Below are 21,764 nucleotides of genomic sequence, written 5' to 3'. Positions count from 1 at the left end.
GACGGCACCTTCTCAGGTCCGCCTCGGCCGCCTCGTGCGCCGGTGGCGCGGCTCACTCACCCGGCGGTACGGCCGGGTGGGGAGCTCAGCTGCAGCCGCTGGTCGAGCCGCAGCCCTCGCAGAGGTAGCAGCTGCCCGCACGGCGCATCTTGGTGCCGCAGGAGAAGCACAGCGGGGCGTCGGCGTTCAGGCCGAGCTGGATCTCCAGCAGCTCCGTCGAGTTGTGGGCCTCCTTCGGCGCCGGGGCGGCGGCCGGCTCGGCCACCGTCAGCGGCTTGGGCGCCTCCGGCTGCCGCGGCGCGGACTGGGCCAGGCCCTCGACGTCCATGTCCTCGTCGGACGCCTCGTAGGACCCGGTGTCCAGGTGGCGCTGGCGCTCCTCGGCGGAGTGGATGCCGAGCGCCGAGCGCGTCTCGAAGGGCAGGAAGTCCAGCGCCAGGCGACGGAAGATGTAGTCCACGATGGACTGCGCCATCCGCACGTCCGGGTCGTCCGTCAGGCCGGCCGGCTCGAAGCGCATGTTGGTGAACTTCGAGACGTACGTCTCCAGCGGCACGCCGTACTGCATGCCGACCGAGACGGCGATGGAGAAGGCGTCCATCATGCCCGCGAGGGTGGAACCCTGCTTGGACATCTTCAGGAAGACCTCGCCCAGCCCGTCGTCCGGGTAGGAGTTGGCCGTCATGTAGCCCTCGGCACCGCCGACGGTGAAGGACGTGGTGATGCCCGGGCGGCCCTTGGGCAGCCGGCGGCGGACCGGACGGTACTCGACGACCTTCTCCACCGCGGCCGCGGGGGCCTCGGCGGCCGTCTCGGCCTTCGCGTCGTCCTTCTTCTTGGCGGACAGCGGCTGGCCGACCTTGCAGTTGTCGCGGTAGATCGCCAGCGCCTTCAGGCCGAGCTTCCAGCCCTCGTAGTAGACCTCCTCGACCTCCTCGACGGTGGCCGTCTCCGGCAGGTTGACCGTCTTGGAGATCGCGCCGGACAGGAACGGCTGGATGGCCGCCATCATCCGCACGTGGCCCATCGCGGAGATCGCCCGCTCGCCCATGGCGCAGTCGAAGACCTCGTAGTGCTCCTGCTTGAGGCTCGGGGCGTCGACCACGTTGCCGTGCTCGGCGATGTGGGCGACGATCGCCTCGACCTGCTCCTGCTGGTAGCCGAGCCGCTTGAGCGCCGTGGGGACCGTGTTGTTCACGATCTGCATGGAGCCGCCGCCGACCAGCTTCTTGAACTTGACCAGGGCGAGGTCGGGCTCGACGCCCGTAGTGTCGCAGTCCATCATCAGGCCGATGGTGCCGGTCGGCGCCAGGACGGAGGCCTGCGCGTTGCGGAAGCCGTCCTTCTCGCCCAGCCGCAGGACGTCCTGCCACGCCTCGGTGGCAGCCGCCCACACCGGGGTGTCGAGGTCGTCCGCCCGCGGGGCGACGGCGTTGGCGTCGGAGTGCTGACGCATGACGCGCTGGTGCGCCTCGGCGTTGCGGGCGTAGCCGTCGTACGGGCCCACCGCGGCGGCGAGCTCGGCGGACCGGCGGTAGGAGGTGCCCGTCATCAGGGAGGTGATGGCACCGGCCAGGGCGCGGCCGCCGTCGGAGTCGTAGGCGTGGCCGGTGGCCATGAGCAGGGCGCCCAGGTTGGCGTAGCCGATGCCCAGCTGCCGGAAGGCGCGGGTGGTCTCGCCGATCTTCTCGGTCGGGAAGTCGGCGAAGCAGATGGAGATGTCCATCGCGGTGATGACCAGCTCCACCACCTTGGCGAAGCGCTCGGCGTCGAAGGACTGGACGCCGCTCTCGTCGTTCCGGAGGAACTTCAGCAGGTTCAGCGAGGCCAGGTTGCAGCTGGAGTTGTCCAGGTGCATGTACTCGCTGCACGGGTTGGAGGCGGTGATCCGGCCGGTCTCCGGCGAGGTGTGCCAGTGGTTGATCGTATCGTCGTACTGGATGCCGGGGTCGGCACAGGCCCAGGCGGCCTCGGCCAGCTTGCGGAAGAGCCCCTTGGCGTCGGTGGTCTCGATGACCTCACCGGTCATCCGGGACCGCAGCCCGAACTGGTCGCCCTTCTCGTACGCCCTCATGAACTCGTCGTTCACCCGGACGGAGTTGTTGGCGTTCTGGTACTGGACGGAGGTGATGTCGTCGCCGCCGAGGTCCATGTCGAAGCCCGCGTCGCGCAGGGCGCGGATCTTCGCCTCCTCGGTCACCTTGGTGGCGATGAACGCCTCGACGTCCGGGTGGTCGACGTCCAGGACGACCATCTTGGCGGCGCGGCGGGTGGCGCCGCCCGACTTGATGGTGCCCGCGGAGGCGTCGGCGCCGCGCATGAAGGAGACCGGCCCGGAGGCGTTGCCGCCGGAGGAGAGCAGCTCCTTGGAGGAGCGGATGCGGGAGAGGTTCAGACCCGCGCCGGAACCGCCCTTGAAGATCATCCCCTCTTCCTTGTACCAGTCGAGGATCGACTCCATGGAGTCGTCGACCGAGAGGATGAAGCAGGCGGAGACCTGCTGCGGCTGCTGCGTGCCGACGTTGAACCACACCGGGGAGTTGAAGCTGAAGATCTGGTGCAGCAGCGCGTAGGTCAGCTCGTGCTCGAAGACCTCGGCGTCCTCGGGGGAGGCGAAGTAGCCGTGCTGCTGGCCGGCCTTGCGGTAGGTGAGGACGACGCGGTCGATGAGCTGCTTGAGGCTCTTCTCACGCTGCGGGGAGCCCACGGCGCCCCGGAAGTACTTGCTGGTCACGATGTTGACCGCGTTCACCGACCAGAAGTCGGGGAACTCGACGCCACGCTGCTCGAAGTTGATCGAGCCGTCGCGCCAGTTGGTCATGACGACGTCACGGTGCTCCCAGGCAACTTCGTCGTACGGGTGCACGCCCGGGGTGGTGTGGATGCGCTCGATACGCAGGCCCTTGCTCGCCTTCGACCCCTTGGTGCGAGAACCGCGTGCCGGGCCGCTCGTCGTCTCTGTCATTCCGCCTCCCTATACGGGCGAAAACGCCCAAATGTGCCTGGTTCTTCCCGCAGCACGATGTATGTCCAGCAGCCTCGGCGCCCGTGGGCGCCGCGGCGAAATCCGTGTTCCCGGAGCCGCTCAGTCGACGGCGACGGGGGCCGGGACCCCGAGGTCCTCGTCCAGCCCGCCCGGGGTGGTGGGTGGGAGCTGCTCGCGCAGCTCCCTGATGGCCAGCTCGAAGTCCTCCAGGGAGTCGAAGGCCCGGTACACGCTTGCGAAGCGCAGGTAGGCCACGAGGTCGAGCTCCTGGAGCGGGCCGAGTATGGCCAGGCCGACGTCGTGGGTCGACAGCTCGGCGCTGCCGGTCGCCCGGACGGCCTCCTCGACGCGCTGCCCGAGCTGGGCGAGCGCGTCCTCGGTGACCGGGCGGCCCTGGCACGCCTTGCGCACACCCGCGATCACCTTGGTGCGGCTGAACGGCTCGGTGACGCCGCTCCGCTTGATCACCATCAGAGACGCCGTCTCGACGGTGGTGAAGCGCCGACCGCAGTCGGGACACTGGCGACGGCGGCGGATGGACGCCCCGTCGTCGGTGGTGCGGCTGTCCACGACCCGGCTGTCGGGGTGTCGGCAGAAGGGGCAGTGCACGGCCTTCCACTTCCCTTCCGCACCCGGCGCGGGCGCATGGCAAACACACCTCAGCGGGGTCCACTGGTCCCCGGAGAGCCACCAAGCATAGGCGATCGGTGCACCGTTGGTGCCACTCGGCCCACCTAGCGACCACAACTTGTGGTGGCCGGGTCCTATCCAACCACTAGATGTGGTGGCTTCAGACCAAGGGGGGTGGCACCGCGTGTCGCCACGACGGAGGGCGCACACGCGAAACCGGAGCGTACGCCCGGCGGGGCCGGGGCCCTGCCGCAGAGGGCAGGGTGCCACACTGGCCGGGTCGGCGCACAGGACCGCACGCCACGGCACGACCCCGGGTCGCGGACCCTCCCGGCGCCGCGGCGAGGCATCGGCCGCACCCGCGCCGCGGCCGGATCACCGAGCGCCCGCGGCCGGATCGCCGAGCCCGCGGTCTTCGCGGGGACCCGGAGGAAATGCGGCATCGGAGTGGTCGGCGAGCCGGAAAGGACACCAGGTCATTCGAACCTGCATTCGGTCAATACACCCGGTACCTTGATCACGTCAGCGGATTTACGCTAATTCACTCGAACGTGTGTTTGGCGCAACCTTTCGAAACCCACTACCGTTGTACTAACTGCCCGCGCGCGGAGACGGGCCGACCGCAGCCATGCGGTGGAGAAACATCTCGAAAGGGGCCGCTGTGACCACCACCGCAGAGAGGGCGGCTGCGATGTCGACCGCCCGCGTCGACGCCGTCGGCGCACGTGATCCGCTGGACGTCTCCGACGAGGAGAACACCCCCAAGCCCGCGCGCTCACTGCCCGGACGCCCCCCGGGAATCCGCGCCGACAGCTCCGGCCTCACCGAGCGGCAGCGCCGCGTCATCGAGGTGATCCGGGATTCCGTCCAGCGCCGTGGATACCCGCCGTCCATGCGGGAGATCGGTCAGGCGGTCGGCCTCTCCAGCACCTCTTCGGTCGCCCACCAGTTGATGGCCCTGGAGCGCAAGGGATTCCTGCGCCGCGACCCGCACCGGCCGCGCGCCTACGAGGTCCGCGCCTCGGACGCCGGCCACCCGCAGCCCACCGACACCACGGGCAAGCCCTCGGCGTCGTACGTCCCGCTCGTGGGGCGGATCGCCGCCGGCGGCCCGATCCTCGCCGAGGAGTCGGTCGAGGACGTCTTCCCGCTGCCGCGTCAGCTCGTCGGTGACGGCGAGCTGTTCGTGCTCAAGGTGGTCGGCGACTCCATGATCGAGGCGGCCATCTGCGACGGGGACTGGGTGACGGTCCGCCGCCAGCCCGTCGCCGAGAACGGCGACATCGTCGCGGCGATGCTCGACGGCGAGGCCACCGTGAAGCGCTTCAAGCGGGACAACGGCCATGTGTGGCTGCTGCCGCACAACTCCTCCTACCAGCCGATCCCCGGTGACGAGGCCACGATCCTCGGCAAGGTCGTGGCGGTCCTGCGCCGGATCTGACCGCTCCCCGCCCCCGAGGACGGCCCGCATCGCCCGCACTCCTCCGCAGGGCCGTCCCCGCCCGTTCCCGGCCCCTGGCGCCACGTGACCGTACGCGTGCGCCCGGGGCCGTACGTGTGGGCGCGGGGCCGTACGCGTGGGCGCGGGAGGCGAGCGCGCGCCAATCCGGTCATCCGACCGGCGTGCGGCTCTGTGCCGGCCCGCACGCCGCGGAGACGAGCGCAGGGGCCGCACCACTCCCCCGAGCCGCCCAGGAGCGCGCAGCGGGCGTCAGCGCCCCCTCATACGAGCCCGCCGGTCCGGGAGAGGGCGCACGAGCCTCCGGGGTACGGCAAGGCCACCCGTGCGGCCTAGCCCTTCCGGGCACGGCAAGATCACCCGTGCGGCGCCGCCACGCCCGGTCGGCGAACCGGCGGCGCGCACGTCACCCGCTACTCCTCCGCGGCGCCGGACGGGGCCTCCGACGGCGTGTCCGCCGCGGCCTGCCGCGCGCGTTCGTCGATCGCCGCGAGCGACCTGCGGACCTGGTTGCGGTCGGTGGTGTACCAGAAGTCCGGCATCGAGGCCCGCAGGAACGAGCCGTAACGGGCCGTGGCCAGCCGCGGGTCCAGCACCGCCACCACGCCCTTGTCGCCGGTCGCCCGGACCAGCCGCCCCGCGCCCTGCGCCATCAGCAGCGCGGCGTGGGTGGCGGCCACGGCCATGAACCCGTTGCCGCCGCGCTCCTCGACCGCCTTCTGACGCGCGCTCATCAGCGGGTCGTCGGGCCGCGGGAACGGAACGCGGTCCATCACCACCAGCTGGCAGTTGGGACCGGGAACGTCCACCCCCTGCCACAGCGACAGGGTGCCGAACAGGCAGGTCCGGGCGTCCTCGGCGAAGGTCCGGATCAGCTCGCCCAGCGTCTCCTCGCCCTGCAGCAGCACCGGGTGGTCCAGGCGGCCGCGCATGGCCTCGGCGGCGGCCTGCGCCCCCCGCATGGAGGAGAACAGGCCCAGCGTGCGGCCGCCCGCGGCCTCGATCAGCTCGGCCAGCTCGTCCAGCATGTCGCGGCGCTCGGAGTCCCGCCCCGGCTGGGTGAGGTGCCGGGCGACGTACAGGATGCCCTGCCGGGGGTAGTCGAAGGGCGACCCCACGTCGACGCCCTTCCAGCGCGGCAGCTCCTCCTCGCCCTCGGGGGCGGTGCTGCCCTCCGGGGCCAGGCCGAGGGACGCCCCGACACCGTTGAAGTCGCCGCCGAGCTTGAGGGTGGCGGAGGTGAGCACCACGGACCGCTCGGCGAAGAGCTTCTCCCGCAGCAGCCCCGACACGCTCAGCGGGGCGACCCTCAGCGAGGCGCCGAACCGGTCGTGCCGCTCGCACCACACCACGTCGTACTCCGAGCCCTGGACGAGGCGCTCGGCCACCTCGTGGACGTGCTCGACGGAGGCCAGGGCCTGCTTGCGCACCGCGTCCTCGTCCCCCACCGACTTGTCGCGGGTGTCGCCGAGGGCGGTGATCACCAGGCGGCTGGCGTCCCGCAGCGCGGCCAGCACGTACCCCAGATCCTCGGGGATCTCCTCCAGCCGGCCGGGAAGGGCGAGTTCCATCACCCGCTCGAAGCCCTCGGCGGCGGTCAGCAGCGCGTCCGCCGCCTTCTCGTTGACCAGCTTGGCGGCGCGCTTGACGGCCCGGTTGACGCCGAACGGGGTCAGCTCGCCGGTCGCGACCCCGGTCACCCTGGAGACGAGTTCGTGCGCCTCGTCGACGACCAGCACCTCGTGGGACGGCAGCACGGGGGCGCCCTGGATCGCGTCGATCGCGAGCAGCGCGTGGTTGGTGACGATGACGTCGGCGAGCTTGGCCCGCTCGCGCGCCGCCTCCGCGAAGCACTCGGCGCCGTAGGCGCAGCGGGAGGCGCCCAGGCACTCCCGGGAGGTGACCGACACCTGGCTCCAGGCGCGGTCCGAGACACCCGGGCTGAGCCCGTCGCGGTCGCCCGTCTCCGTCTCGTCCGCCCAGTCCCGCAGCCGCAGCAGGTCCTGCCCGAGCTTGCTGCTGGGCGCGGCCGCCTCGAAGGGGTCGAAGAGGCCCTCCTCCTCGTCCTGCGGGACACCCTCGTGCAACCGGTGCAGGCACAGGTAGTTGGAGCGGCCCTTGAGCATCGCGAACTGCGGCTCACGGCGCAGCAGCGGCCGCAGGGCGGTCACCGTGCGCGGCAGGTCGCGCTCGACGAGCTGCCGCTGGAGGGCCAGCGTGGCCGTCGCGACGACCACGGGCTCGCCGTGGGCCAGGGCGGGCACCAGGTAGCCGAGCGACTTGCCGGTGCCGGTACCGGCCTGGACGAGCAGGTGCGACCCGTCGGCGACGGCGGCCTCTACGGCCTGCGCCATGGCGAGCTGGCCTTCCCGTTCCACGCCGCCCACGGCGGTGACGGCGGCGTGCAGGAGGTCGGGGAGCGGAGGAGGGGTGGTGGCAGTCATAGCCTTCTCAGCCTACGGTGCCCCACCGACAGCCCTGGTCCGGTTCCGGAAGGTGCCGCCGGTCCGCGCCGGCCCGGCGGGCGCGGGCGGCGCGGGTGCCCGGGAGGGGCGGCCCGCGCCGCCGGGTGCCGACGGGCGTCAGAGGGCGTGCAGCGGGTTGGGGACGGTGCCGTGGACGGCGGCGTGCGGGCGGACGGCGCGGTCGCGGTAGCCGTCGAGGTGCAGCCGGTTGCGGTTGAGGCACAGCCGGGTGATGCGCGGGGTGAGCAGGTCGAAGAGGGCGAAGCGGTCCTTGAGTTCGGGGAATCGTTTTTGGTGGTGGGTGATCTCCTCGCGCACCAGGGCCCAGAAGCGGCCCTCGGGCACGCCGAGGTGCCGCTCGCACAGCGGCGCGAGGTAGCGGAAGACACCGACGAAAAGGCCCGAGTGGATGAACTGGGTGAGGAATTCGGGCGGTTCGGTGAGCAGGACCTCGCGCACCTGCGGGGGCATCGTGCGGTGCTCGGGGAGCGGGTGGGCGGAGATGTTGACGTCGTCGACGAAGTCCTTGACCGCCAGCCGTACGGGGATGTCGTGCTCGTCGAAGATCACGATGGCGTTCTCGCCGTGCGGGGAGAAGACGGTGCCGTAGCGGTAGAGGAAGTGCAGCAGGGGCGGCAGCAGGGCCGTGAAGAGGTGGCGCAGCCACACCTCGGGGGGCAGGCCGGAGCGCTCGACGAGTTCGGCGGTGAAGGCCCGGCCGGCCGGGTCGGTGTGCAGCAGCGCGGCGAGGGTGCGGGGCCGTTCCCCGGGGTCGAGGTAGGCGCCGAGGGGCTCCCGCCAGATGCAGCCGAGCAGTTCGCGGTACTGGTAGGGCGCGCTGGGCAGCCGGTCGAACTGGGGGTGGGCGACGGCCACCGACGCCACCTCGCCCAGCAGCACCACCCGGGTCTCGTCGCGCAGGAAGCGGTCGTGGTCGCGGATGCCGTGCACCCAGGCGGTGACGGCGGGGGCGGCCAGCGTGCGGTCGGTGGGCAGGCCGCGCCAGACGAGGGTGTTGAGCACCGACAGCGGCAGCTTCACGGTGTGCCGGCGCGGGTCGCTGGTGTTCAGGAAGGTCCGGATCGACTGCTGCGGCAGCCGCAGGTCACCGTCGGCGGGGAGCAGGACGATCGACCCGTCGGCGACGGCGGGCGCGAAGAGCGGGGCCACGACCTGCTCCCACTGCCAGGGGTGCACCGGCAGCAGCAGGTAGTCGCCGGGGGTGCGTCCCCTGGTGGTGAGCTCCTGCTGGAAGCCCTCCAGGACGTCCGCGTCGAGCTCCTGGCGGTACAGCGCCTCGGGGGTCTCCAGGGCGCCGGTGCCGCGGTACTCGGCGAGCGAGCGGTGGACGGCCAGCCAGGGGAGCCGGTGGCGGCGCCGCGTCTCGGGGGCCCAGACGGCCGCGTCGGTGTCCGAGAAGCCGATCCGGCCCTTGTTGGCGACCAGCCACGGGTGCCCGGTCTGGTGCCCTTCGAGCTCGGCGTAGTCCAGGTCCGCGAGGTCCGCGGCGGGCACCGCCGTGCTGTCGAGGCGGACGTCGGCGCGCAGGGTGGCGAGGAGTTCGCGTACGAGGTGCCCGGTGGTGTCACCGCCCAGGCCGAGGACGCTGTGGTGGCCGTGGACGAGGAAGTGCAGGGGATCGCCGGTGGGGGTGATGCTGTCGGCGTCGACGTACCAGCTGCCGTAGGCGCCGCGCCGGGCCCGGAAGCGGTAGACGGTGGCGGCGTCGAGGTCGAGGCGGTAGTGGTCCGGGCCGGCGGCCGGGTCGGGGCTGGGGGCGATCACCTCCTCGTACGCGAACTCGGCGAGCATCTTCGCGAGCATGCGTCTGGCCGCGCGCGACCACGCGGCGGAGTCGTTCGGGTACGGGATGGTCACGGTGGGCTCCTCCGGTGGGACGCGGTGGCGGGGAAGGTACCCGCGGCGGAGGGGGGACGGAACAGCCGCGGGGGCGGGCGGAGCGGACGGACCTGGCGGCGGGGTGCGGCGCCGGGTCAGGGGCGGACGCGCGGGGCGCGGTCGCGGACCATCAGGGCGGCCCGCTTGCCGGGGAGTTCGACCTCCGCGGACAGGCGGAAGCCCGCGGTGCGGAAGGCCGCGACGGAGGGAGCGTTGCGCACGTCCGGCTCGGCCACGATCCGGCCGCAGGCCGGACGGTGCCGGAGCACCAGGTCGGAGACGGCGCGCAGCAGGATGCCGCCGAGGCCGCGGGAGCGGTCGACGGCCCGGCCGATGAGCAGGTGGACACCGGTGTCGTGCGGCCGGGCCGGGTAGTAGCGGGCCAGCGGGTCGAGGTCGGCGCGGTAGATCTCCCAGTAGCTCATGGGGACGCCGTCGAGGACACCGAGGCAGGGCACGCTGCGGCCGTCGCCGTCGGTCTGGGCGCGCAGATGCGCCTCGGTGACCCGCGGCTCCCCGGCGAGCTCCCAGAACTCCGCCACTGCCGGATCGTTCATCCAGCCGGCGATCAGCGCGAGGTCGCGGACGGGTTCGGCGGGGACCAGCCGGAAGGAGCCCGCGGGGGTCGTGGCGGCCGCCCAGCCCGCGATCCGGTCCAGCAGACCGTCGGGGTGGCGGCGGCCGGCGCTCCTGGGGGCGGCCGGGCCCGAGCCCCCTCCCGGGGAGCCCGCTCCGCCCTCCCTGGTGCCGCCCGCGGGCGTGCCGGGTGCGAGCACGCCGCCCGGGGTGCGGGGACCCAGCACGCCGGGGCCGCTCCCGGGGACGCCGGGCAGGCCGCCCGGACCGCTCGTTCCGCCCCCCAGGACGGCAGGCGGCCCACCCAGGGTGCCCAACACGCCGCCCAGGGCACCGGGACCGCCCGCGGGGACGCCGAGCGAGCCGCCCGAGGTGTCCGACGCGCCGCCCAAGGCGCTCGATCCGCCCCCCAGGGGGTCCGACGCGCGTCCCAGGGGGCCGGCTCCGCCTCTGCTCGCGGCGGAGCTGCCAGGAGCCCGCGGGGCGTCGCCGTCACCGTCACCTCCCCCGTCGGCGGCGACGGCGTCCAGGAGGTCCGGCGGCAGTTTGAGGTCGAGGGTGTCCTCGGTGCTGGGGTCGGCGGAGGGCAACGGAGCTTCTTCCTCTCCCGGCGGGCCGCCGGGCGGTCGGGGCCGGCCGTGCGCGGCACGGCCGGCCCCGGCTGCCCGGCGCCGTTCGCTCATCGGGCCAGCGGGTTGGGCAGGATCGTGTAGACGGACTGGGTGTCGACCGGCCCGACCAGCTCGTCCATACCGTGCAGGCGGGTCAGCAGGTTGGCCTTGCACCGCAGGTGGGTGCTGTACAGCAGGCGTCCGGGGAGGCTGCTCCGGGCGTCCTGGGCGGCGAGGAACCGCCGGAACGCGGCCAGCAGGACCTCCTCGTCGGCGAGGTTCTGCGCCCCGAACGCGCCGACGAGGCCCAGGACGTTGTTGATCCCCAGGTAGTACGCGAACCGCTCGTCCGCGACCTCGTCGGCGACGAAGGTGTCACTGGCGGCGCCGATGCCGGGCAGCCGCCGTTCGAGTTCGGCGCGGCGGGACTCGCGGAAGTAGTAGCCCTGGTTGTCCCGGTAGCGGCCGCCGCAGGGCCAGCCCTCGGCGTCCAGGAGGACCAGGGTGTTCTGCTGGTGCGCCTCCAGGGCCACCCCCGCCTCCCCGTCCAGCCACAGCACCGGGCGGACCACCGCGTCGAGGTAGCGCAGGAACCACTCGGCGGCCACGGCCGACAACGGGCGTCCGGTCCGTTCGGCCAGCTGTCCCAGGACGACGGCCAGCCGGGAGCGCAGGGCGGTGGCGGGCAGCCCCGGCCAGGGCCTCAGGGAGGTGAGTCCAGCCACGCAGTGGGCCCGCACGCCGGGCCCGAAGGCGTTGTGCCGCAGGGCCACGTCCAGGCCCGTCAGCGGCTGCCCGTCCAGGCCGTCGACGCCGAGCCAGGCGGGGTCGCGGACGATGTCGAACCCGGGGTGCGCGGCGTGCAGGGCGGCGGCGAGCCCGGTACGCAGCAGCCGGTGGACCTCGGTGCCCCGCAGCAGCTCCTTGCGGAGGTTCTCGCGCCGGGAGTTGGTGATGCGCAGCGCCACGGAGAGCTTCAGCATGGCGGGCGTGTCGGCGCGGTAGACCGTGCGCACCGAGGACGTCGGGTGCCAGGGCGCGCCCAGCGGGCCGAGGTCGTGCAGCAGCCCGGCGGCCAGCAGTTCCTGGACGGCGGGGCGGTGGCGCACCTCCCGGGCCTGCCAGGGGTGCAGCGGCAGCGGGGCGGTGTCCGGCGGCAGCTCCAGCCCCGGCCCGGCCAGGGCGGCCAGCAGGTCCGGCGCCGGTACCGGGCGGCCCCGCTCCGTCCAGGCCGAGTCGGTGGCCAGCACCGAGCGGTGCACGGCCAGCCAGTGCAGGGCGAACGAGCCGCGCAGTTCGGGCGAGAAGGCGGCGGCCTCCCCGTCAGCGAGTCCGTCGCGGCTCTTGGGCGTCGGGTGCAGGGGGTGGCCCAGCAGCAGCGCCTGCTCGGAGTCGAGGAAGGGGATCTCGGGCTCGGCGCCGCCCGGGCGCAGGCGGCGGTCGGCGACGAACGCGCTGGTACGGCGGACCGAGTCGGCGACCCTGGCGACCAGGTCGGCACCCTCGGCGGGGTCGGCGCCGCTCTCGCGGACCAGCAGCGCGGCGAGTTCGACCGCGCTGAGCGGGCGCTGCTCGCCGCCCGGCGCCCCCGACGCGGGCTGCGCGGCCGGGTCCCGCACGGGCCAGGGCGGCCCGAAGCGGTGGTGGCCGGTCGGCGACCAGTGGTGGACGGCCGCCCGCACCTCCGTACCGCCCCCCGGGAGGGCGATCCGCAGCATCCCGTCGGCCGGCCGGACCAGGCTCTTCTCGCGCACCCAGCAGCGCAGCAGGGCCTCGGTCCCGGCGGTGTCGGCCACCGCGTAGGGGGACTCGCGCTCCAGGGGGTCGGGCTCCGCGGGGCGGGAGCGCTGCAGGGGGACCGATGCCGTGTCGGCGCCGCCGAGCGGGCTGTCGTGTCGGGTGGGGTCCACGCGTGTGGTCATGCCAGGGGCCTCACTTGTTCGGTACGCCGGTGCGGCGACGGGTGCGGCGACAGAGGGCGTGCGGGTGCGGCGGGACCGCCGGTACGCCGGGACGGACGCCGGGTCACCGGTTGTCCGTCCGGGAGCCCGCGGCGGGGGACGGGGGACGCGGCCCGGTGGTGCGGAGGTTCGGCTGGCGGCGCCGAGAGCGTCGGCGAGGCGGTCCAGGACCGCTTCGGCCTGCTCGTCGGTGATGGTCAGCGGCGGCAGCAGCCGGACGACGGCGCCGTGCCGGCCGCCGAGTTCGACGATGAGGCCGCGGTGCAGGGCCTCCTGCCGGACCCGCGCCGCGAGCCGGGGATCGGCCGGCAGCGCGCCGTGGTCGTCGGGTTCGGCCGAGGGGTCCACGAGTTCGACGCCCAGCATCAGGCCGCGGCCGCGGACGTCCCCGACGCAGGCGTACTGGGCGGACAGCGCGCGCAGCCGGCTCAGCATCCGCGCACCGACCGTCTCGGCCCGTTCGTGCAGGGCGTTGCGGCGCACGTACCGCAGCGTCGCGGCGCCGGCCGCCATGGCCAGCTGGTTGCCGCGGAAGGTGCCGGCGTGCGCACCCGGCTGCCAGGTGTCCAGCTCCTCGCGGTAGACGATCACCGCCAGGGGGAGGCTGCCGCCGACGGCTTTGGACAGCACCATGACGTCGGGGACCACGCCGCTGTGCTCGACCGCCCAGAAGGCGCCGGTACGGCCCACCCCGGTCTGCACCTCGTCGGCGATCAGCGGGATGCCGCGGGCCCGGGTGATCTCCCGCATCCGGCGCATCCAGCTGTCGGGGGCCGGGATCACCCCGCCCTCGCCCTGCACGGGCTCCACGAGCATGGCGGCGGGGCGCGGCACGCCGCCCTTGGGGTCGTCGAGCAGGTTCGCCGTGAGGCGGGCGGAGAGTTCGGCACCGTGCTCCCCCCCGACGCCGAACGGGCAGCGGTAGTCGTACGGGAAGGGCATCCGGGTGACGCGGGTGTCGGCCTCGACGGTGGCGCGGGTCGCGGTGTCGCCGGTGGCGGCCAGGGCGCCGGCGGTCATGCCGTGGTAGGCGCCGGAGAAGGCCAGCACCCCCGTCCGGCCGGTGGCGATCCGGGTGAGCTTGATCGCCGCCTCCACGGCGTCGGTACCGGCCGGGCCGCAGAACTGGACGCGTCCGTGCTCGGCCAGCGGCGCCGGCAGGGTCTCGAAGAGCGCGGTGGTGAAGTCGTCCTTCACCGGGGTGGCCATGTCGAGCACGTGCAGGGGGGCGCCGGAGTCCAGCACCCGGCGGATCGCCTCCAGGACGACCGGGTGGTTGTGGCCGAGGGCCAGCGTGCCCGCTCCCGAGAGGCAGTCCAGGTAGCGGGTGCCGTCCGCGCCCTCCACGGTCATGCCCCGGGCGCGGATCGGGACCACCGGCAGCGAACGGGCGTAGGTGCGGGCGGCCGACTCGCGCTGCGCCTGCCTGCGCAGGATCGCCTCCGCCGGCTCGGCGGCCTGCGGGGGTCCGAAGTCCCCTTCCGTATCCGCGAGTTGTCCCGGCGCGCTGGAAGTGGCCGCCACGCCCTCTCCTCCTGTTCGGGTTCCGTGTGCTGTCGGGCCGCGTCGGGGCCGCCGGTCCGGTGTCGTCTGCCGTCGTCCTTCAGTCCCCCGTCCGTACTAACGACGGGGTGGACGCGCGATCACGGGCGATGGCGAGATCTTTCGCGGGCGGGAACCCGCCGGGCGGGGAGTGCCGTTCGCGGACCGGACCGGCCGCCGCGGGGCACACCGGCAAGAACGGCCGCTGGTACCGGGACTCCGGCCTCGCGCCGGACCGCGCGGCCTGGGGTCCACCGAGGGCAGGGGGCTCGGCACCGCGCCCCTGGAGCGCGACACGGGCCTGAAGCGGCGGACCGTGGGCGGGCCGGGCGGCCGCCTCGGAGGGGTGGGCGCCGATCGGCTCGAAGACCGGGGTTTCCCGCCGGACGGCTCGGCAACGCCGGGGCGAGGGCGCCGGCGGCACGCCGCTCCAGCGCGACGGTGGGGGGACGGCGCCCCTTGGGGCACACCCCGGAGGCGCGGCGGACGGTGCCGGACGCACCGAGGCGCCCGGGAACTCGATCCGCTCCCGGGCGCCTCGCGCCGTACTCACCGGCCTTCACCGCCGCCTGGCCACCTGGTCGCCTGGCGACCTATGTGCCCGCACCGGCCCGGGTGGGGGCCGCCCCTCCTGGGACGGCCCGTGCGCCCGAGGTCAGTGCCTGTTGCCCGCCAGGGTGTAGGGCGCGAGCTCGGCGGCGAGCTCCTCGTGGACACGCACCCGGAGGAGCGTGCCCTCGGCGGTGTGCTCCTCCGAGAGCACCTCGCCCTCGCTGTGCGCCCGGGAGACCAGCGCCCCCTTGGTGAACGGCACCAGCACCTCGGCCTCGACGTCCGGACGCGGCAGCGTCTCGTCGACCAGCTCCAGCAGCTCGGCGATGCCCTGGCCGCTGCGCGCGGAGACCACGATGGCGTGCTTCTCGTTCCGCAGCAGCCGCTGGAGCACCAGCGGGTCGGCCGCGTCGGCCTTGTTGACCACGACGATCTCCGGCACGTCCAGGGCGCCGACCTCCCGGAAGACCTCGCGGACGGCCGCGAGCTGCTCCTCCGGCACGGGGTGCGAACCGTCGACCACGTGCAGGATCAGGTCCGCGTCGGCGACCTCCTCCATGGTGGAGCGGAACGCCTCGACCAGGTGGTGGGGCAGGTGCCGGACGAAGCCGACGGTGTCGGTGAGGGTGTGGAGCCGCCCGCTGGGGGTCTCCGCCCGCCGCACGGTCGGGTCCAGGGTGGCGAACAGGGCGTTCTCCACCAGGACGCCGGCGCCGGTGAGGCGGTTGAGCAGTGAGGACTTGCCGGCGTTGGTGTACCCGGCGATGGCCACCGACGGCACCTTGTGGCGCCTGCGCTCCTGGCGCTTGAGGTCGCGGCTGGTCTTCATGTCCGCGATCTCCCGGCGGGCCTTGGCCATCTTCTCCCGGATGCGCCGCCGGTCGGTCTCGATCTTCGTCTCACCGGGGCCACGGGTGGCCATGCCGCCGCCGGAGGAGCCGGAGCCGCCGCCGCCCATCTGGCGGGACAGCGACTGGCCCCAGCCGCGCAGCCTGGGCAGCATGTACTGCATCTGGGCCAGTGCCACCTGCGCCTTGCCCTCGCGGGACTTGGCGTGCTGGGCGAAGATGTCCAGGATCAGGGCCGTCCGGTCGACGACCTTGACCTTGACGACGTCCTCCAGGTGGATGAGCTGGCCGGGGCTCAGCTCGCCGTCGCACACCACGGTGTCGGCGCCGGTCTCCACCACGATGTCGCGCAGCTCGTGGGCCTTGCCGGAGCCGATGTAGGTGGCCGGGTCCGGCTTGTCCCGCCGCTGCACCACACCGTCGAGGACGAGGGCGCCGGCGGTCTCCGCGAGGGCGGCGAGCTCGGCCAGCGAGTTCTCGGCGTCGTCGACGGTGCCGGAGGTCCACACACCGACCAGCACCACACGCTCCAGGCGCAGCTGCCGGTACTCGACCTCGGTGACGTCCTCCAGCTCGGTGGACAGGCCCGCGACGCGGCGCAGGGAGGCGCGCTCGGAGCGGTCCAGCTGGTCGCCGTCCCGGTCGCCGTCGGTGTCCGGGGTCCAGGCCGCGTCCTCTTCCATCAGGGCCTCGGCGCGGAGGCTCTCGGAGAGGCGCCGGCTGGTGTTCGCGGTGCGGGGGTTGCGCGAGGAGGAAGAGGAGGAAGGGGAGGTCATCTGATCCTTCGGTCGCAGGACTGCGGCCCTGGTGGTGCCGCACCTTCGATGGTCGCACGCCGGGACGGCGCGGTCACGCGGGTTTCCCCAGCGGCGGAAAGCCCGTCGGCGCGGCGTAGCCGGATCGCGACCGAGGGTGGTCAGCCGCGGGTGGCCGCGACAGCCGGGCGGTCGCGGTAGACGTCGTACACGCCGGGTACGGACCGCATGGCCCGCATGAGGGCGGGAAGCGCCCCGGGGTCCGGCAGCTCGACGGTGTACGAGTGGCGGACGCAGCTCTCCTGGGGGGGCTCCACGGCAGCGGAGACGATGCCGACCCCGGCGGCGGAGATCGCCTCGGTGAGGTCGGCCAGCAGCCTGGGCCGGCTGAGCGCCTCGGCGAGGACGGTGGCGCGGTAGTGGCCGGCGGGGGTGTCGTCCCGCCAGTGGACCGGGACGGCTTCGCGGCCGGCGGCGGCCATGCGGCCGCTGGTCGGGCACTCGGCCCGGTGGACGGTGACGGTGCCGCCGCGGATCACGAACCCGGTGAGCCGGTCCGGCGGCACCGGGGTACAGCAGCGGGCCAGCCGCACCGTGGCGCCCGGCAGGTCGGCGACGGCGACGGCCTCGCCGTGCGGGGTGCTCGGGGCGGCCGGCGCGGGGCGGCCGGCGGGCGGGGCGGCGGGCTCGTCGCCCTGCCCGGCGGCCGGATGGCGGGCCAGCCAGCGGGTGATCGCGAGGCGGGCGGCGGGGGTGGCGGCGTGTTCCAGCCACTCGGGGTCGGGGCCGGAGGTGGCCGTGTCGTCCATGAGCAGCTGGAGGGTGTCGCCGTCGCGCAGCCGGGTGCTGAGGGGGGCCAGGCGCCCGTTCACACGGGCCCCGACACAGGCGTGCCCGGCCTCGCCGCGCACCGCGTACGCGGCGTCCACACAGCTGGCGCCGGCCGGCAGCCGCACGGTGCCGGAGGCGTCGGCGGCCTGGGTGGTGAAGACGGTGATCTCGCGGTCCTGCGCCAGTTCGTCGCGCAGCGCGGTCCAGAAGATGTCGGCGTCGGGCACGGCCCGCTGCCACTCCAGGAGCCGGGCCAGCCAGCCGGGCTGCGAGGGGTCGGCGGCGGGCCACTCACCCTGGGCGCCGGCCGCCTCGCCGGCTGCCGGGGCGGCGGCGGGCTGGGGGCCGCGGGCGGGGTCACGCCCGGGTCGCCGAGGGCGATCACGCCGGTCTCGGCGAGCCGGTGCATGTGGCGGGTGCGGACGAGGACTTCGGCGACCCGGCCGTGCCGGTCGGCCACCGCGGTGTGCAGCGACCGGTACAGGTTGAACTTGGGGGCGGCGATGAAGTCCTTGAACTCGGAGATGACGGGCGTGAAGCAGGTGTGCAGCTCGCCGAGCACGGCGTAGCAGTCGGCGTCCTCGTCGACGAGGACCAGCAGGCGCCCGTAGTCGCAGCCACCGGGCTCGGCGATGCCCCGTTTGATCATCAGGCGGTGGACGGAGACGGTGTGCCGGGGGCGGATGCGCACCTCGGCGGCGATGCCGGCGTCGCGCAGCACTCCGCGCATGTCGTCGGCGACCGCCGCGAGCGGGTCGGGGCGGGCCGCGGCGGCGTCGATCATGGCGCGGGTGCGGGCGTGCTCCTCGGGGTGGAGGACGGCGAAGACGAGGTCCTCCAGCTCGCTCTTGAGCGCCTGGACGCCGAGGCGCTCGGCCAGCGGGATCAGCACGTCCCGGGTGACACGGGCGATGCGCGCCTGCTTGTCCGGGCGCATCACGCCCAGGGTGCGCATGTTGTGCAGCCGGTCGGCCAGTTTGATCGACATCACCCGCACGTCGTTGCCGGTGGCGACGAGCATCTTGCGGAAGGTCTCGGGCTCCGCGGCGGCGCCGTAGTCGACCTTCTCCAGCTTGGTGACGCCGTCGACCAGGTAGCCGACCTCGGCGCCGAACTCCTCGCGGACCTGGTCGAGCGTCACCTCCGTGTCCTCGACGGTGTCGTGGAGGAGGGACGCGGTCAACGTGGTCGTCTCGGCGCCGAGTTCGGCGAGGATCAGGGTGACGGCGAGCGGATGGGTGATGTAGGGGTCGCCGCTCTTGCGGGTCTGGCCGCGGTGCGAGGACTCCGCAAGCACGTAGGCGCGCCGCAGCGTCTCGACCGCCTCGGTGCCGGCGTCCCGGTGGTTGGCGCGGTGGACCTTGATGAGGTGCTCGATGGCGTCCGGCAGCCGGCCCCGGCCGGGGCTGCCGAGGAGCGCCGCCCGCCCGAGCCGGCGCAGATCCATCCGCCGCAGGTCGATGCGGCGCAGGCCGCGCCGGAGGATTTCGGAAGCGTTCTCCGCTTCGATCGCGTTCTCCGCGCTCATCGGGGCCTCCCGGCAGCCTTGACCGGCTGCGGAGGCTCACCACGCCCCGTGGGCCGCGCCGGTGATTGATGCTACCGACCCCACCACGCGCAGCCGCCACCCTCTCGCCGAGAGTGATCCCCATCACCCGTTCGAGCGACTGCGTACGGGTGGGGTGACCGGATACGTCCGCTTCGGCCGCGGCCCCGAGCGGCCCGCCGTGGCTGGGCGGCCCGGGCGGGCGGAAGGGGAGCCGGTCAGCCGGCGGCGAACCAGGAGGGGTCGATGAGGCCCTCGGCGACGATCACGGCGGGGCCGGTCATCTCGATCCCGCCGTCGGGGTGCTCGGTGATGACGAGGCGGCCGCCGGGCAGGTCGACGGTGTACGTGACGGGGTCGCCGGTGGCGGCGGGGGCCAGGCCGTCGCGACGGGCGGCCGCGGCCATGACCGCGCAGGCGCCGGTGCCGCAGGAGCGGGTCTCGCCGGAGCCGCGCTCGTGGACCCGCATGGCGACGTGCCGCGGGCCGCGGTCGACGACGAACTCGACGTTGGTGCCGGCGGGGTAGGCCGCGGCCGGGGTGACGCGGGGGCGCCCAGCAGGTCGCCGGGCTCGTCGAGGGAGCCGACGAACGCCACGGCGTGCGGGTTGCCCATGCTGACGTGCACGGCCGGCCAGGTGCGACCGCCCGCCTCGACGGTGACGTCCCCGTGGGGCCCGCCGGGGAACTCCGCCGCGCCCATGGAGACGGTGACGTCCCCGGGGGTGCCGTCCTCCGCGTCCTTGGCGACGTGGACCCGCCGCACCCCGGCCCGGGTCGCCACGGCGAGGTCGCCGGCCTCGGCGAGGCCGGCCCGCCGCAGGTAGCGGGCGAACACCCGGACGCCGTTGCCGCACATCTCCGCGACGCTGCCGTCGCCGTTGCGGTAGTCCATGAACCACTCGGCCTCGCCCGCCAGGGCGGCGGCCTCCGGATGGGCGGCGCTGCGCACCACCCGCAGCAGCCCGTCGCCGCCGATGCCGGCCCGGCGGTCGCACAGCCGCGCCACCTGGGCGGGCGACAGGTCCAGGACACCCTCGGGATCGGGGATGATCACGAAGTCGTTCTCGGTGCCGTGGCCCTTGAGGAAGGCGATCGGCTCGGCGGGGCGCGCGGTCGTCATACGTCCGATCGTACGCGGTGGCGGGGGCGCGCGCGGTGCGCCTCCCGAGCCCGGCGAGGGCGTCCGCCCGCCTCTGCGGGGGGGCAGTACGGGCCTGGCGGAGCCAGGGGGCCAGGGGGATCGGGCCGGGAGCCCAGCCCCCTGGACGGCCCTTCGGCGGGCTGCTGCGGGGCCGTGCGCGCCGACGGTCCGGACGCTATCGGAGGCGGGCGACGCGCCAGACGGCGAGCACGGCCAGCAGGACCGTCACCGCGGTGTATCCGGCGACGTGGCGCCAGTCGGCGCGGGCGCCGGAGCCTCGGGGGGGCAGCCCCGGCAGGGTCTGGCCGATCCGGCGGGCGGCCGTCAGGCCCCACCCGGCGGCGCAGCAGCACACCAGCAGCCCCAGCATGGCGACCACGGGCCCGGCGTCGCCGGACTCGAACGCCAGCGGGAAGGCGAACATCAGGGACCCGCCGACCGCCAGCACCACGATGGGGGCGATCTGCCACGAGCGCAGCCGGCGCGGCGGCCGCAGTTCGCGGAAGGACTCGGCCTCCTCGATGCCGGGCAGCGGGTCGTCCCCGTCCAGGTCCAGCCCCTCCAGGGGGACGCCGGCCAGGGGCTCTCCTCCGTCGAAGGGGGTGAGCGGCTCCAGCCGGACGGGGCCCTCGTCGCCGGCGTCCAGGGCGTCGAGCGCGTCCAGTCCGTCCAGGGCGTCGGAGGTGCCGAGGGGGTCGGGGAGACCGCTCGGCGGCCGGGTCTCCGAGGGTTCCGGGGAGGCGTCGTCACCGGTCGTCCCGGCGGACTCCCCGCCGGGCTCGTCCGACGTGCCGCGGGTGTCCCGCCCTGAGGGGGTCTCGCGCGGGCCGGCTGCCATAGCCACGCGCCCTCCCATGCGTCCGACACCGTAGCTCGCCCACGATGATGGCACGGTGGGAGGGAGGTCCCGTGACGGCGGGGCGTCCCGATGCCATCACGTGATCAGGCTGTGACCGCCTTGGGGGGCTTCCCGTGCCAACACCAGGGCCTGCGTGGTGAGTTCCGAACCCCGGGAGGTGAGCCAGCACACTCTGGGGTCGCGCCGGAACCAGGACTCCTGGCGCCGCGCGAACCGCTTGGTGGCCCGGACCGTCTCGGCGCGGGCCTCCTCCTCGGTGCACTCGCCGGCCAGCGCGGCCAGCACCTGCTGGTACCCGAGGGCGCGCGAGGCTGTGAGTCCGGAGCGGAGCCCGGCCTCCTCCAAGGTCCGCACCTCGCCGACGAGTCCGGCCTCCCACATCCGGTCCACCCGGGCGGTGATCCGCTCGTCCAGTTCGGGCCGCGGCACGGACACACCGATCTGGACGGTGTCGTAGACGGCGTCAGGGCCGGGCAGGTTCGCGGTGAACGGCTCCCCGGTGATCTCCACGACCTCCAGCGCCCGGACGATCCGCCGCCCGTTGCCGGGCAGGATGGCGCGGGCCGCGTCGGGGTCCACGGCGGCCAGCCGGGCGTGCAGGGCGCCGGGGCCGCGCAGTTCGAGTTCGGCCTCCAGCCGGGCGCGTACGGCCGGGTCGGTGCCGGGGAAGCGCAGCGCGTCGATGGCCGCCCGGACGTACAGGCCGGAACCGCCGACCAGTACGGGGACCCGGCCCGCGGCGTGCAACCGGTCGATCTCTGCCCGCGCCAGCCGCTGGTACTCCGCCACGCTGGCGGCCTCGGTGACGTCCCAGATGTCCAGCAGGCGGTGCGGCACGCCCTGGCGCTCGTCCGCGGTGAGCTTGGCGGTGCCGATGTCCATGCCCCGGTACAGCTGCATCGAGTCGGCGTTGACCACCTCCCCGCCCAGCTCCTGGGCCAGGGCCACTCCGAGGTCCGACTTGCCGGCGGCCGTGGGCCCGACCACGGTGATCACGCGCTTCTCCACCAGGCCAGTCTCCCAAACTCCTCACCCCCGCCGCGAACCGTCCTCCCTCCGGGCTCCGCGCGGCCCGGCCGGCGCCGATCGGCGGGGGACGG

Annotated in this window: 10 protein-coding genes and 3 pseudogenes; 1 reads left to right on the top strand and 12 read right to left on the bottom strand. The window is 74.3% G+C overall.

The window, feature by feature from the left end; genetic code table 11:
• Window positions 1-85: 85 nt before the first annotated feature.
• Together BS72_RS25415 and nrdR are read right to left on the bottom strand one after the other, a co-directional pair.
• Entirely contained in the window at window positions 86-2,965 is a 2,880-nt protein-coding gene (locus BS72_RS25415; protein WP_037913877.1) for a vitamin B12-dependent ribonucleotide reductase, read from the bottom strand.
• A 120-nt stretch (window positions 2,966-3,085) separates the two neighbouring features.
• Entirely contained in the window at window positions 3,086-3,595 is a 510-nt protein-coding gene (gene nrdR, locus BS72_RS25410; RefSeq protein ID WP_037913874.1) for a transcriptional regulator NrdR, read from the bottom strand.
• A gap of 712 nt (window positions 3,596-4,307) precedes the next feature.
• Between nrdR and lexA the strand changes: the two genes are divergently transcribed.
• Window positions 4,308-5,057, top strand: coding sequence for a transcriptional repressor LexA (gene lexA / locus BS72_RS25405; RefSeq protein WP_107498878.1), 750 nt, complete (start codon window positions 4,308-4,310; stop codon window positions 5,055-5,057).
• Between the two features lie 431 nt (window positions 5,058-5,488).
• Here the strand turns inward: lexA and BS72_RS25400 are convergent, their stop codons facing one another.
• From BS72_RS25400 to miaA, 10 genes and pseudogenes are all read right to left on the bottom strand, one after another.
• Window positions 5,489-7,519: an ATP-dependent DNA helicase gene (locus BS72_RS25400; RefSeq protein ID WP_051951672.1), complete on the bottom strand. Its 2,031-nt coding sequence runs from the start codon at window positions 7,517-7,519 to the stop codon at window positions 5,489-5,491.
• A gap of 138 nt (window positions 7,520-7,657) precedes the next feature.
• Window positions 7,658-9,364, bottom strand: coding sequence for an IucA/IucC family protein (locus BS72_RS25395; protein WP_078901913.1), 1,707 nt, complete (start codon window positions 9,362-9,364; stop codon window positions 7,658-7,660).
• Between the two features lie 170 nt (window positions 9,365-9,534).
• Window positions 9,535-10,272: a GNAT family N-acetyltransferase gene (locus BS72_RS38770; RefSeq protein ID WP_407639060.1), complete on the bottom strand. Its 738-nt coding sequence runs from the start codon at window positions 10,270-10,272 to the stop codon at window positions 9,535-9,537.
• A gap of 422 nt (window positions 10,273-10,694) precedes the next feature.
• Complete coding sequence (locus BS72_RS40035) at window positions 10,695-12,548, bottom strand: IucA/IucC family protein (RefSeq protein WP_232792676.1); 1,854 nt, start codon at window positions 12,546-12,548, stop codon at window positions 10,695-10,697.
• A 234-nt stretch (window positions 12,549-12,782) separates the two neighbouring features.
• Window positions 12,783-13,964 (bottom strand): annotated as a pseudogene (locus BS72_RS40030) (diaminobutyrate--2-oxoglutarate transaminase family protein); the annotation flags it as partial.
• Window positions 13,965-14,784: 820 nt separating this feature from the next.
• Window positions 14,785-16,305, bottom strand: a complete 1,521-nt coding sequence (gene hflX / locus BS72_RS25380; protein WP_037913870.1) for a GTPase HflX — start codon at window positions 16,303-16,305, stop codon at window positions 14,785-14,787.
• 140 nt (window positions 16,306-16,445) lie between these two features.
• Window positions 16,446-18,643 (bottom strand): annotated as a pseudogene (locus tag BS72_RS25375) (RelA/SpoT family protein).
• A 236-nt stretch (window positions 18,644-18,879) separates the two neighbouring features.
• Window positions 18,880-19,784: pseudogene (dapF, locus tag BS72_RS25370) on the bottom strand (diaminopimelate epimerase).
• A 196-nt stretch (window positions 19,785-19,980) separates the two neighbouring features.
• The gene (locus tag BS72_RS25365) at window positions 19,981-20,643 is read right to left on the bottom strand and encodes a hypothetical protein (protein ID WP_407639059.1); all 663 of its coding nucleotides are present in this window, start codon (window positions 20,641-20,643) and stop codon (window positions 19,981-19,983) included.
• Window positions 20,644-20,739: 96 nt separating this feature from the next.
• Complete coding sequence (miaA, locus tag BS72_RS25360) at window positions 20,740-21,672, bottom strand: tRNA (adenosine(37)-N6)-dimethylallyltransferase MiaA (protein ID WP_232792533.1); 933 nt, start codon at window positions 21,670-21,672, stop codon at window positions 20,740-20,742.
• Window positions 21,673-21,764 lie beyond the last annotated feature (92 nt).

This window comes from Actinacidiphila yeochonensis CN732 (genome assembly GCF_000745345.1).
Taxonomy (GTDB): Bacteria; Actinomycetota; Actinomycetes; order Streptomycetales; family Streptomycetaceae; genus Actinacidiphila; species Actinacidiphila yeochonensis.
This window is presented reverse-complemented; position numbering and strand designations above follow the sequence as displayed.